The organism is Natronomonas aquatica (assembly GCF_024449025.1).
Classification (GTDB): domain Archaea; phylum Halobacteriota; class Halobacteria; order Halobacteriales; family Haloarculaceae; genus Natronomonas; species Natronomonas aquatica.
In genome coordinates, this window is sequence record NZ_JAHLKM010000002.1 from 1 (window position 1) to 12,746 (window position 12,746).

Genomic DNA, 12,746 nt, shown 5'->3' on the forward strand with positions numbered 1-12,746 from the left:
CTTGCAGGGCGTTGGTACTGCTGGACACAGTTTCCAAACCCTGCGGCCTCCCTTGGGAGGCTTTCTATGACACGCTCTTCCTGTGGAACCAGAACTGAACAAGGAACGTGCGGTACCTGTACAGCCTGGTGTGGCGTGGGACTGTGAATACCTGAGATGCTTACAGCGTGTCAGAAACACCAGGCAGGGCAAGTCCCGCAGTCTCGATAGCCGCAAAAGTAAGTGATTGCGGCTATGAACAGATGAGGGTCGAAACCAGTATCAGCCGGTGGATGACCGCTGTAGTGGCCTACTATGATGGTAGCAAGTGAAGTGAAGCTGCTAGTACCCCCAGCAGCGTGGACTGTACTCCACACGCCAACCAACCAGCGCGGTCACCCCTACCGCGCATCTGTGGCTTGGACAGAGTCAGCAACCGCTACACACTACACTGGGAACTTGGGATAGATCACTAGTCCCGAGCGATACTTCGACTCACAGGGGGTGCCGAATGTATTTCGAAATAGTGACACAAGATCCAAAAGCCGGGAACCAATATGGCGCTTGAATAGGTCCCGCCAACCGGCGGCAAAAACATATATCACTCAGATTGAATATCGCACACCCATCTATTACCACACACACCTATGGAAAATCACGGGGGTAATAGAACTGTGCGAGAGACAAATAACAGATTTTAATATTTCCTTGTTGTTTCTAAATGCCTTAGAATCTCTAAGCTTTTTCTTGGTGTTTTTACCATCGATCTGATAGATCGGTGAATTCACAATAAATTCAATAAGGAAAGCATAAAACCGCCGGATAGAAGCGGGGTAAAATCCTAAGAGATCGGCAGATGCTCGGTAGTTGTGGAGACGTGATTTGATCTATGCTATAGGGTCGTTATAAATTCAATATGAATTCACGGAAACCGCAAGCCAGCAAACGGTCCCGAGTTCATTAGAATAACAGTATAATTTCCCGAAAATTCAAAGACACGAGTAGAATTTCGTCGACATCCACTATCGCACTGGATCGACCCGCAATAATAGTTAGTAAACTAACCTAACTGTGTATTGATAAGACGTAAGAATCACCCCGTTATAAATAGCATACGAAAAACCAAAAACCACGAAACGGCAGAAATGGGGTCGATGTTGTAAACAGCATATGCAAAGTATGAAACCGCGGTACAACTCTGCTCGTTATAAATAGCATCAGAATTGTATGAGAAGAAGTTGAGAAAAGATCAGATGTCTTTAGTATAATAAGATAGATAAATTTCCTTGCTATAGGGAAAGCAGCATCTCGGTACCTTATCAAGTATGACCGAGGTCTGATACTTTTCGTGTGTAGCACCGCTACGAACGCCTGCTGATAAGCTCCAATACTGAACGATGGCAGGATCCAAGTTTGACCGCGCGAATTTAGCTGATTACAGACGCAAACCCCACTTTACTAACGAAATAGGCAGTTTCCGTTGGAGCTGCACATCTTGATGAAGCCGCCGACAGACTCCGCGAGTGGGAGTATCGATTCCGCGAGGAGTAACTATCCAAGACAAACGCTTATGGTTTCGAGTTACGTAACTCTACACAATGAGCTACGAGACAGAGCATGTGCGGAATGTAGGTGACGGCATACAGCCGATTACTGGCGTCCCGACGTTTACGGAGTTACTCACAAATTCGGCTCTCGCTGGGCTCTATACAGCGATTCGCCGCTCGCCAGGCATTACTGCGCCCGACCTCGTCGAGACGGCAGATGTCTCGAAAAAGACGGTCTACGAGTACCTACACAGATTAGAACAGGCGGGCCTCATCAGTGAAATGGGAGATGAGACCAGTCCTAGTCCGTACGAAGCTGAGGACTTTGAGTTACAACTCACAATTAGAGGCGTCGAAGTGTCGATCACTCCTGAACTCGTCGCAGTCGTGGCACACGCCGACGAATACCCGATCATCGCCCGGGTGCGCGACGACCACGGACTCGTGACCTTTGCCCTCGCTCACGATCTCATTAAATCCCATAGCGAGGGCGACATCACTATCCGGCAAATTGCTAGCCTCACCACCCTCTCACACGGAACTACATACGATCTTCTGGAAGCGCTCTATGCAATCCACGACCTCGGTGATGATGACTCCAGTCCAACTACATACACGCCAGCTGACGTGGTGGACGAAGACGACGATCTACTGACGGAATTGACTGACCAGCAGTGAATGTACACGGCAAATATCGTGGATACGGTGATCAGTAGCGAACGCTGTACGCCATCACAACCGACACCTTACTGGTTCAATAAGCTATTAGCCGGTTATGACGCTACTGAAGCCAGCGATTACGCTACTCCCGATCCGGAACGAACGGCTGGATCAAGTGGAGCCATCCCTGACCTCAGCGTGACTGACATCCACAGTTGGTAGGTCCCCGGACTAGTCACGTGGATGAACCGGGTCTCCGGGGCGGTTCGTAAACTCCCACGTATAGATACTAATACGTCCCAGTTAACGAATCTCTTCACCGTCATCTACCTCGGCGAATATTCGAACGCCTGGTAGTTACGGCAGCTTGTGTTCCTGGTATGACTCAGGGGCTGCGTGAACCTTAGGTTCCTTAGGCTCGCCAAGACCATCGTGTTACGGACGACCGCGAGGTAGTTGTAATGGGTGAGCGGACTCAGGATGTACAGCTGAACCAGGGGCCTGGTGTACACCTAACGGTGAGCGTTCCTATACAACACCACGCCAGCAAGGTCGTGCAGAAGTTCGATTGTGTTCTGAAGGAACGGGGTTCTAAGAGCCCTTACCAGACCCAGATACCACGTATTACAGCCATCTACAGGGATTTAGTATAAAGCATAGGATGATTCTGGATAATATCTAATAGGAGTTAACACAATTGAGACGAAGTGTTCTCTGGATCGGAACTCACAGTACTCTACTACCAGAGCACCGCGGTAGATGAGGGCCTGAGCCACCCCTACTGAAGATGGAAGACAATCTCCCACGTTATCGGATCGACACCGATACCAAGTAAACTGAAGTTGAGTCCGAGCAGGAGAACAAAGGCTACATAGCCTGCAAATCCTTTGGCCGTCCGAGTTCGGCCCAGGCCGTCATCGGGAATGTCGAAATAATCGTTTGCGAACCCAACACTATCTGTTAATAACGGCGCTTCTCCCTGTAGGAACGATTGATCACTACCTGCAGTCTGTGGGGATCCGTCATATCCTTCCAGATGTTTCCGTAGCTCGTTGCGGCGCTGCTTCCTAGCTTCCTCTTTTGTTCTGAGGTCGTAGTGCCGGTTCAGCACCTTGCGGGACACGTCAGCACGTTCACAGATCGTATCTTTCGGAACACCTTCCTTCAGCTGGTGGCAAATGCCACCGCGACGAACCGGATGTGGCGAGACGTTTGAGGGACACTGGCTGATAAGATTGTTGTCGTTCCTAGCTTCACACGTTTCAGGATCCATCTCGTGGGGACACTCTGTCCCGTGTCGGCAGGGCTGAGTGATGCGATAGAGATCCCTGCGAAGCGTAGATTCTGACACTCTTCCGAACTTAGTGCTGAACAGAGGCTCACGTCCATAGTCGTCCTCTACAGCAATCCGTTTCGGATGGTTCGGGTCGCCAGTTCCGTCGATGTATGTGTTGAGTATCTCACAGACCCAATCCGGCAAATTAATTTTCCGCTCCCCGCCTTCGCCCTCTACTTCGCTCTCCCCGTTTTTCAGTGGCGTACCTTCCTCGGGCCTGTGTTCGAGTTCGATGTAGCCTTCCTCTCGATTGTAGTGGTCAAGATCCAGCGAACGTACATCACCAAGGCGAGTGAGTACAGTCCACATTAGCACGAATTCAGCGAATTCACGAGTGACGTGCTCGAACTGTCCGTGGTACTCTAAGATCTGCTCGGCAGTCTCAGATTCAATACGCGTGTACGAGACAATATCGGATGGATCGAGATCAGGCATCTCAATTTTGTCGGCAAGTCCATCATCGACGATTTCGACTGACTCGCACCATCGAATAAACACTCGAATATTTGCTAGCTGGCCGTGGAGAGCAGCCAGTCCAACGTTATCATCTCTTTTTCGCCACTCTTTGAACCCCTGTAGATCACGAGAAGACAACTTGCCGAGGTCGTCGTGATCGACGTATTTACAGTATTCCAAGAATCTCGTCAAGTCGTACGAGTAGTCTTTATACGTCGAGGTAGACCACCCGTCGACGTGGACCGTAAGGAAGTATTCAACTACGCTAACCGGGTGTTCGCTCGTGAGTTTGATATTCCCGTTTCCAACTATCGTCTCACCATCGTTTACAGCATCTGGGAGTTCATCTATATGTCCAGCCAGTTTTTTCGGGACTTCCGGCAGATGTGCGGTGGATTCGTCGTCTGTACTCATTGGTGATAATACAATCAAATGAAACTCGCTGTTTTAAACCCTCGGCCTATACGAGACCCAACAGGACAGCTACAGGCCTGATGCCAAGTGTTGGCAGTAACGATGGAGTGTTGGGTACGATTATCTTATCAGAACTCAGTAGAACGGATGTATTAGTATCTAGTTACGATGTCTTTTGCAAGGTGTACGGCGCGAGTCTTGCACGATAATCTGCTCGAAGAGCGGGCAAAGTGAATCGGTCGATACAGTCAGCATAAGCAGGTTCCTGAAATCCACGACGGGTCGGAAGTTAACACATATATCTGAAACCATGTAGTTCTACGTAATATGAACTTCTGTGACGAGTGTGGTTCGATGATGCACGCGGAAGGCGACACGTGGGTGTGTCGCTCCTGTGAGCACGAGGAGCCGCAGAACTCGCAAGCGGAAGCGGCGATGACGACCCAGGATGGACAGCGAAACGACGGGGCACCCGTCGTGGCCGACGCGACCCAGGGTGCCACCGAGACGATGCAGGAGACCTGTCCAGCAAAGGACTGTGACAGCGACCGGGCCCACTACGAGATGATGCCGAAGCCGGGCGGCTCCTACGAAGTTCGGCTGTTCACCTGCGTCGAGTGTGGCCACAAGTGGCGTGAGTCCTGACTCCTCGGTAACCCCAACTGCTCAATTCCGCAGGCTTACTAAGCGGCTGGTTCAACGTTTCCAGCACGAACGAAAAGAAGCCGCCGTACTGCATCCACCCTCTGTTTTCAGCACGCCGTTTGTACCAGGAGTCATACCGTTCGTTTGATAGGTGCTGAATTCAGGGCGCGAATACAGCATCGAACCGTATTCTTCTGTCATAGGATTCGCAGGTGGCTCTATTTCCCTGGAGCGTGTAGGAAGAACTGATGCCCGAAGAAGTGCTATTCAAGACCGAGGAAGAGCTTCCGAGAACCGAGATTGCTGAAGCGTTACGCGACGCTGCAGATGAGATCGAATCCGGGGATGTCACGTTACTGAGCGACGTAGAAGAACAGCGCGTGGCTGTGCCGGAACGTCCTCGATTCGAAGTCGAACTCGAACGACTCACGGATTCAGAAACCGGAGACCAACGGTACGAACTCGAATACGAGATCAGGTGGATGAAATAGCACCGTTGGTGTAGCTGTATCCACTCTCTATCTTGCTGCGCCATCTTGTAAAATATTAGCAGCTATACTAGTTCCCCGCTAAGTCTACAAGATAGTATATGACCACTGTTAACTGTTATCACAAATTTTATTTTGGCAGAACCGTTTCGGCTAATCAGAATCGCAGACAGAGGCGACCCCCGTACAGAAAGTGACTGAGATAACGAGCACGATTGGCATGTCTCGAATCTACCTAAATGCGGAAAATGCGGCGATCAGGTCCCGAGACCGCCGATCTGTCGCGCCTAAGAACCGTTCAGAAACTGAATGGGCCAACTCGGATTTGAACCGAGGACCTCCCGGTTATCAGCCGAGCGCTCATACCTAGCTGAGCTATTGGCCCGATGTTGGCGCGTCTTGTCGTAGCGCCGTGGGTCGTTTAAACGTTTCTTTTCGACGGCTCCCCGTCGATCGGTGCCACGGGTTAGCGGTCCTCCAGGTCGTCGTAGTCGGATCCGTTCTCGGGATCGTGGGTGTCCGAGGACGGGTCCCGGTCGTCTATGTCCTCGAACTCGTAGTCCTCCTCGCCCATCTCGACGGTGGTTTCGCCGGAATCCGAACCGTCCGGGCCGCGACCGCCGGGAAAGCCCGCTTCGAAGCCGCCCGAGTCCCCGCCGCCAGGGAATCCCCCGACGTAGACGTTACCGGTCGCGAAGCCGCCGGTTTTGCCGTCGAGAAACGGTGTGACGACGTACCGTTTGACGACGATCCGGATCGGATACCGGGTCGGCGGGACGACGAGCAAGAGCCCGATCAGGTCAGTGATGAGCCCGGGGGTGAGCATCAACGCGCCGGCGACGAGCAACAGTGCCCCATCGAGGAGTTCGTCGGTCGGCGGCTCTCCCCGGCCGAGCTTTCGCTGTATCCTCCGGACCGTGTGTCTGCCTTCGGCCCGGACCAAGAGCAGTCCGAGCAGCGCGGTCACCACGACGACCGCGACGGTCGCCGCCGGGCCGATCGTCACCGGCCCGAACCCGGTCGCCAGCACGACGAGCAACAGGACGTCCACGAGGGGAACGAGCAGCAAAACGCCGATGGCCCGCAGGTACATACCCCCGGCTACCGGCGGATCCGGGAAAACCTTTCCGAGACTCGAAGCGATACGGCCTTAGGCGGTCGACCGCTTTCCCCACCCAATGAGAGCAGCGCTTGTGATCCTTGACGGGTGGGGCCTCGGTGACGGCGGTCCCGGCGACGCCGTCGCGGCCGCCGAGACGCCGACGTTCGATCGGCTCCGCGAGCGGGGAGCGTTCGGCACGCTTGAGACCCACGGTCGTCGGGTCGGCCTCCCGGATGGCCAGATGGGCAACAGCGAGGTCGGCCACCTCAACATCGGCGCCGGCCGGGTGGTCAAACAGGACTCGACGCGGGTGACCGACGACATCGACGCGGGCGTCTTCGCCGACAACGAGGCGATCGGCGACGCCTTCGAGTACGCCCGCAAAAACGACGGACGGGTTCACTTCATGGGGCTGGTCAGCGACGGCGGGGTCCACTCCTATCAGGCTCACCTCCACGCACTCGTCGAACTCGCCGCCGACCGGGGCATCGATGCCGTCACCCATGCTTTCACCGACGGCCGCGATACAGCGCCGAAAAGCGGGTCGGAATTCCTCGCGGATCTGGAGGCGACCGCCGAGACGAACGGAACCGGACGGGTCGCAACGGTTTGCGGTCGGTACTACGCGATGGACCGCGATGAGAACTGGGGCCGGACGAAACGGGCCTACGACGCGATCGTCGACCGGACAGCGCCCCACGAGGCCGATTCGGCGGTCACGGCCGTCGAGACGGCCTACGAGCGCGGCGAGACCGACGAGTACGTCGAGCCAACGCTCGTCGACGGTGGCGATGACGAGAGAGCTCTCTCGGACGGCGACGGGGTTGTCTTCTTCAATTTCCGCGCCGATAGGGCCCGCCAGCTCGTCCGAATGCTCGCCGACATCGATCCCGAGTGGGGCTTCGAGACGACGCCACACGAGATCGAACTCGTCACGATGACCGAGTACGACGGAAGGTTCGATCTGCCGGTCGCCTATCCGCCCACAGAGCCCGAACGGACCCTCGGGGAAGCGGTCTCGGAGGCAGGACTCACACAGCTTCGGGCGGCCGAGTCTGAGAAGTACGCCCACGTGACGTACTTTTTGAACGGCGGCCGGGAAATCGAATTCCGAGGCGAGCGCCGCGAGATCGTCCAGAGCCCGGACGTCCCTACCTACGACGAACGGCCAGCGATGGCGGCGCCGGAACTGACCGACACCGCGATCGAAGCAATCGAGACCGACGACCCCGACGTGCTCGTGTTGAACTACGCCAACCCGGATATGGTCGGCCACACCGGTGACTTCGAGGCCGCCGTGGCGGCCGTCGAGGCCGTCAACGAACAGTTAGGACGGCTCGAACGGGCCGTCAGGGACGCCGGCGGTCACCTGCTGGTCACCGCCGATCACGGCAACGCCGACGACATGGGGACGCGCAAAAATCCCCACACTGCCCACACGACGAATCCGGTCCCGTTCATATACGTAGCACCGGACGGCACCGACGGCGGCCGAAACGTCCGTCCGGATGGGACGCTGGCCGACATCGCGCCGACGCTTTTGTCGCTCGTCGGCGTCGAGATCCCCGACGCCATGACCGGCGACCGACTCCTCCGATGAGTGAGTCAGTCATCGTCCCCGCCGAACGGGACGTTCGGGGGACGCTCGATTCTCCGGAAAGCGACCGGTGTGTCCTCGCGTGTCCGCCCCACCCGGGGATGGGCGGCGACCGGAGCGATTCCCGGATCCAAGCTGTCAGCGACGCGCTCGAGTGTGCCTGTCTCCGGTTCGATTACGGCCCCTGGGACGAGGGATACGGCGAACTATCGGATACCCGCAACGCGTACGCGTGGGCCCGAAAGAACTACGACCGCGTCAGCCTGTTCGGTTACAGTTTCGGCGGCTGTCTCGCGTTGGTCGCTGCGGCCCGCGAATCGACCGCCGGTGTCACCCCCGAATCTGTCGTCGCCCTGTCGCCGGCGGCCGAACTCGCACCCGAGATCGACGCCGTCGCCGCCATCGCGGACATCGACTGTCCGGTCGGCGTCGTCTACGGCGAGCGCGACACGACCGTCGACGCGGCGGCGGTCGCAGAGCGCGTCCGCGACCACGGCGGCGAAGTCGTCGTACTGAGTGCGGATCATCACTTCGTCGGCCAGACCGACAAGACAGCCCGCAAGGTCGTCTCGCTGCTTTGAGATTCAGCGTTCGATGAGCGAGTCGTAGGTCTTGTCAGGGTTCACAAACAAAATGTAGTGCGCAAATACAGCGGGTCACTGCGAAGAACCGCCCTCCGGAGCAAAACTCAGGGATCCTTCTTTGCTGGTCCATCTACACTCTCAGGCATCGAATCGCCGTCTGTCCGACCGAGACGCCCAGCCGCGGTTTCCTGTTGTCCGGACGCGGGCATCCGGTCTGAGATAGCCCCGAGGCCGAAAGGAGGCATGTTGTTGTAGACGGCTTCGTACTCTCCGTCTCCGACGAGGAACGTTTCGTGCCAGATACCGACATCCCCGTCGGTTCCGGCTTCTTGATTGTACTCCTGCCAGGCTGGCAAGTGTTCTTGATCCGGGTCACGCGCGTACTCGTGTAAGTCTTCGAACGAGCGCCAGTACATGAACAGGATGTGGTTTCGGATGCCGAGATTCCGCTGGTAGCCAAGCAGCCCGCTGTCGGGGTCCTCTTCGAGTTCCCGCAACATTCGTGGCATCGCCACAAAAACTGGGGCCCACTTGTGTACTTTCCAGAGCTTGTTGATCCGCATCCCGATACGAAACACCACGAACTCACCCCCAATATCTGCGGTCACGCGTTCGTAAATGATGTCTCCGCTCATCTACAACCCTCCCGAATCCACTTGGGTGCGCTCACTGTGGCTGTCACGCTGTCTATACCACACCACTACGCTGTACAGTAGTGCTGCGACGATAAAGAGGGTGAAGACAACCAACCAACCGAATGCGACCAACCCCAAGAGACGACTCTCGTAGGGCCCGATGACGTGCGATGGCGGTTCGTTCGGATACGGTCCGAAGTGTTGCTGGATGACTAATACCGACGTGGCGAGGAAGAACACCGCCCAGTATCGGACGCCAGCACGCTCTCGCCAGCCGAGATACAATCCGAGACCCAAGAACGGATACACCAGCAGACTGAACGTGAACGCATTGATATCGGGTATGACCGGCCACCCGACGTGATTGCCCCGAATGACGTGATCGATGTGGTGACCGGCACCGAACACGAACGAGAGGGCGACGAGGAAGAACAGTTTCTGTGGGAACGTGTCGCCAGTCAGGTCTAACTGGCGCAATCGGGTCCGGATGACGTGTCCCTTCCACATAAACAGCCCCGAGAGTGTCAAAAATGGGAACACAATCACCTGGAGGACCAGATCACTACCCTGGATCGACCTGAGTGGTGAGTAGAGAAACACTCCCAGGATCGTTGCGAGAACGAGATGGACTGCTCGCTGCACCGAGCGTGAGGGCCACCATCGTCGCCGCTTGCGGTCTGTCATTCTCCCGGGATGTGTGACCTCGACTCCTGGCTTTTCCCCGTTGCCTGCTCGATCCGAGTCGGTTTGTTGTTCATATCTGACCACTTACGGTTTTCGGAGGAAAGAATTATAAAACCAACTAATAAAAGAATATATATCAGACAAATGTTGTTAAAAACCTAATATAGACGGTGGGAAACTTACTTCAAAGAGATATGCTGATTATGCGCTGTGTTCCTTGCACTTTCTTTTCGAAGTCTCCCCGGTCGAACGTGTTTCGCCGCCCGCTTGCGTCGGCTCCCGTCAGGGATCGTTTAGATGACACGGTGTCCGAGAATAAAAGGCGATTCGTACCCTTCAAAAGATCTATTTAAATATTGTACGAACTACCCGTATGGCCCTCCACGCTGTCGAAAACGTTGGAGACGCGTTTACGCTCACCCGGGAGTTTCTGACACCGATCGGCCCCCGACGCTGGCTCAAACTCGCCGTCGTCGCCTTCTTTATCGGGGGCGGTCTGGGCTTCCCGAGTGCGCAGTTCGACGTTCTCGGGAACCCAGAGCAGGTCCCCGCCGAGGGAATCCCGCCCAGCCTCCCCACAGAAACGGCGACGATCGTCGGTGCCGTCGTCGTTGCCGCCGTCGTGCTCGGGATCCTGGTTACCGTCGTCGGCGCGATCATGGAGTTCGTGTTCGTCGAATCCCTCCGAAACGGGACCGTCTCGATCCGTCAGTACTGGCACGAACGGTGGCGACAGGGGCTTCGACTGTTCGGCTTTCGGATCGCGATCGGGCTGCCCGTCCTCGCGATCGGACTCGGCTGGATGGCGGCGTTTTTCCTGCCGCTTTTTCGGGGATCCTCCGACCCGATCGTCCCGTTCGGCGCGTTCTTCCTCGGACTGCCGGTGTTTTTCTTCGTCGGACTCCTGTACGCGCTCGTCTCGTCGTTTACCACCGTCTTCGTGGTCCCGATCATGATCAAAAACGACTGCGGCGTGCTGGCCGGATGGCGGCCCCTCTGGGGGTCGATCAAGGCCGAGCCCAAACAGTATCTCGCCTACGCCGTTCTCGGGTTCGTACTGAACGTCGCGGCGGGGCTTTTGAGGTCGGTCGGCGTCGGGATCGGCGCGCTCATCTTTTTGATCCCGCTGGGACTGCTCGCGGCGCTCGCGTACCTCACCCTGTCGCTTTCCTCGACGCTCGGGATCGCCGTCCTCGCGGTTCTCGCAGTCGTCTTCGTGCTCGCGATGATACTCCTCTGGGCGCTCCTGCAGGTCCCCGTCGTGGCCTACCTCCGGTTTTACGCGCTTTCGGTGCTCGGCGATATCGAAGGCACGCTCGATCTCATCCCCGACCGCCGTTCGGATCCGGACTTCAACACTCGATATCAGTGAGTCGGGAGAAACGTCGGTATTCGTGATTGGGCGCTTGAAGCTCCCAATAGCGCGGATTTGGACCGAATGCACGAGAATCGTGACGAAATCGAACAGCGAGTATTGCACCTATTCGGCGAGCTCAGCGACGGTCGCTGAATACTGAAATCCCCCAACGGCCGAAGCCGTGGGCTTTCGCCTCAATCGCCTGTAAACGGTTATGCGGAGTGAGGGAAATTACCGTCTCAGGACATGTACTCAGGGCCGCTCGGTCATCTCTGAGAGTGTGACAATCTCGGCGATATTACCGCCGTATTCGGCTGTTCGACGGATGCTTTCGAGTACCCGCCCATACACATACACATCGTCGCTCTGACTGTCGTACAGTTCCTTATCCAGCGCGTCAAGCTCCTTGACAACGTCATTACGCCGCAGCATCGCCTCGCCAGCGTTGCCATCCAGTGCCGTTCGCACAACGCGACGAGCATCCGTCGCGAGCGTTTCGAATTCCCCACTGATCTTTACATCGGGTGGCTCAGTTTGTTTGTCAGCTATGACCGCAATACGCTCCGCGTGGTCTGCGATTCGTTCAAGCTGACGGGCCGTCCGGAACTGGGTGAACGCTGTCTTTCGATTAGCTTTCAGTTGACTTACCTCACGAATATCGGTGAGTATGCGGTAGAACTGACGACTGACGAGCCCGAACAGTCGGTCAACTTCATCATCGCGGGAGATAATATATTCCGGTTGTGGCTCTTCGTCGTCGTTAACGACGGCTTCGATAGCGTGTTCGTGCATCGACAGCGCAATCCGACGAATCTGTTCGATCGTCCCCTCTAATGAGATCTCATTGGAATCAAGCAGCGTCTTCGCGGTCAGCTCTTTTTCAGTCTCGGTGGCTATCTCGACCCCGACGAGATCGGTGAACGTCTGACTGGCAGCACGACGCTCCGATGCTGAAAAGTTCGTATCGGACTCAACGACGATCTCGTCGCTACCAGCGGCATAGGCGGCTCCGATCTGTCCGCTTAGATTTTCTTCGCCTACCGTTTCGACATTGATTCTCGAACGCCGGAACTCTCCATCTTTGTCCGGGTGGGCGATGATGAGTCGGTCGTTGAATTGGTATATGTAAACCGATGATCCGGAACTGATCCCGTGGGTATCTGCCCACGTTTTCGGGATCGAAACAGTATACGTTGACCCGCCGGTGACCTGTACCTTCCGTTCTATCGGACCGCCCGTGTCTTTGGTCGATCGTTGCATTG

General features: G+C 56.1%; 11 protein-coding genes and 1 tRNA gene. 6 read left to right on the forward strand and 6 right to left on the reverse strand.

The genetic code is table 11. From position 1 onward, the window contains the following. Positions 1 to 1,577: 1,577 nt before the first annotated feature. On the forward strand, positions 1,578 to 2,204 hold the full coding sequence (locus KM295_RS01880) for an ArsR/SmtB family transcription factor (RefSeq protein ID WP_256028172.1): 627 nt from the start codon (positions 1,578 to 1,580) through the stop codon (positions 2,202 to 2,204). 760 nt (positions 2,205 to 2,964) lie between these two features. Here the strand turns inward: KM295_RS01880 and KM295_RS01885 are convergent. After that, positions 2,965 to 4,392 (reverse strand): tyrosine-type recombinase/integrase, encoded by a 1,428-nt coding sequence (locus KM295_RS01885; protein WP_256028173.1) that lies wholly within the window; start codon positions 4,390 to 4,392, stop codon positions 2,965 to 2,967. A 327-nt stretch (positions 4,393 to 4,719) separates the two neighbouring features. Here KM295_RS01885 and KM295_RS01890 point away from each other — a divergent pair, with 327 nt between their 5' ends. Together KM295_RS01890 and KM295_RS01895 are read left to right on the forward strand one after the other, a co-directional pair. Beyond that, the gene (locus KM295_RS01890; RefSeq protein ID WP_256028174.1) at positions 4,720 to 5,037 is read left to right on the forward strand and encodes an RPA12/RPB9/RPC11 RNA polymerase family protein; all 318 of its coding nucleotides are present in this window, start codon (positions 4,720 to 4,722) and stop codon (positions 5,035 to 5,037) included. 248 nt (positions 5,038 to 5,285) lie between these two features. Further along, entirely contained in the window at positions 5,286 to 5,528 is a 243-nt protein-coding gene (locus KM295_RS01895) for an amphi-Trp domain-containing protein (RefSeq protein WP_256028175.1), read from the forward strand. 307 nt (positions 5,529 to 5,835) lie between these two features. Here the strand turns inward: KM295_RS01895 and KM295_RS01900 are convergent. Further along, positions 5,836 to 5,910, reverse strand: a tRNA-Ile gene (locus tag KM295_RS01900). An 81-nt stretch (positions 5,911 to 5,991) separates the two neighbouring features. Next, on the reverse strand, positions 5,992 to 6,618 hold the full coding sequence (locus KM295_RS01905) for an FxsA family protein (RefSeq protein ID WP_256028176.1): 627 nt from the start codon (positions 6,616 to 6,618) through the stop codon (positions 5,992 to 5,994). An 85-nt stretch (positions 6,619 to 6,703) separates the two neighbouring features. Here KM295_RS01905 and gpmI point away from each other — a divergent pair, with 85 nt between their 5' ends. Then, the gene (gene gpmI / locus KM295_RS01910) at positions 6,704 to 8,227 is read left to right on the forward strand and encodes a 2,3-bisphosphoglycerate-independent phosphoglycerate mutase (protein WP_256028177.1); all 1,524 of its coding nucleotides are present in this window, start codon (positions 6,704 to 6,706) and stop codon (positions 8,225 to 8,227) included. Continuing rightward, complete coding sequence (locus KM295_RS01915) at positions 8,224 to 8,805, forward strand: alpha/beta hydrolase (protein WP_256028178.1); 582 nt, start codon at positions 8,224 to 8,226, stop codon at positions 8,803 to 8,805. The genes gpmI and KM295_RS01915 overlap by 4 nt, the downstream gene beginning before the upstream one ends. 107 nt (positions 8,806 to 8,912) lie before the next feature. Here KM295_RS01915 and KM295_RS01920 read toward each other — a convergent pair whose 3' ends face one another. Next, a complete protein-coding gene (locus tag KM295_RS01920) occupies positions 8,913 to 9,443 on the reverse strand; it encodes a DUF4188 domain-containing protein (RefSeq protein ID WP_256028179.1) in 531 nt (176 codons plus the stop codon). Next, positions 9,444 to 10,085, reverse strand: a complete 642-nt coding sequence (locus KM295_RS01925) for a hypothetical protein (protein ID WP_256028180.1) — start codon at positions 10,083 to 10,085, stop codon at positions 9,444 to 9,446. A 415-nt stretch (positions 10,086 to 10,500) separates the two neighbouring features. Here KM295_RS01925 and KM295_RS01930 point away from each other — a divergent pair, with 415 nt between their 5' ends. After that, positions 10,501 to 11,499, forward strand: coding sequence for a DUF7544 domain-containing protein (locus KM295_RS01930; protein ID WP_256028181.1), 999 nt, complete (start codon positions 10,501 to 10,503; stop codon positions 11,497 to 11,499). 237 nt (positions 11,500 to 11,736) lie between these two features. On the opposite strand, the gene KM295_RS01935 is transcribed toward KM295_RS01930, so the two are convergent. After that, positions 11,737 to 12,744: a phosphate uptake regulator PhoU gene (locus tag KM295_RS01935; protein WP_256028182.1), complete on the reverse strand. Its 1,008-nt coding sequence runs from the start codon at positions 12,742 to 12,744 to the stop codon at positions 11,737 to 11,739. Positions 12,745 to 12,746: the final 2 nt, after the last annotated feature.

Excerpts from the sequence above, each read along its gene's own strand:
- KM295_RS01935 (WP_256028182.1), bottom strand. The coding sequence starts at position 12,744 with ATGCAACGATCGACCAAAGACACGGGCGGTCCGATAGAACGGAAGGTA.
- KM295_RS01885 (WP_256028173.1), bottom strand. The coding sequence starts at position 4,392 with ATGAGTACAGACGACGAATCCACCGCACATCTGCCGGAAGTCCCGAAA.
- gpmI (WP_256028177.1), top strand. The coding sequence starts at position 6,704 with ATGAGAGCAGCGCTTGTGATCCTTGACGGGTGGGGCCTCGGTGACGGC.
- KM295_RS01920 (WP_256028179.1), bottom strand. The coding sequence starts at position 9,443 with ATGAGCGGAGACATCATTTACGAACGCGTGACCGCAGATATTGGGGGT.
- KM295_RS01905 (WP_256028176.1), bottom strand. The coding sequence starts at position 6,618 with ATGTACCTGCGGGCCATCGGCGTTTTGCTGCTCGTTCCCCTCGTGGAC.
- KM295_RS01890 (WP_256028174.1), top strand. The coding sequence starts at position 4,720 with ATGAACTTCTGTGACGAGTGTGGTTCGATGATGCACGCGGAAGGCGAC.
- KM295_RS01915 (WP_256028178.1), top strand. The coding sequence starts at position 8,224 with ATGAGTGAGTCAGTCATCGTCCCCGCCGAACGGGACGTTCGGGGGACG.
- KM295_RS01930 (WP_256028181.1), top strand. The coding sequence starts at position 10,501 with ATGGCCCTCCACGCTGTCGAAAACGTTGGAGACGCGTTTACGCTCACC.
- KM295_RS01895 (WP_256028175.1), top strand. The coding sequence starts at position 5,286 with ATGCCCGAAGAAGTGCTATTCAAGACCGAGGAAGAGCTTCCGAGAACC.
- KM295_RS01880 (WP_256028172.1), top strand. The coding sequence starts at position 1,578 with ATGAGCTACGAGACAGAGCATGTGCGGAATGTAGGTGACGGCATACAG.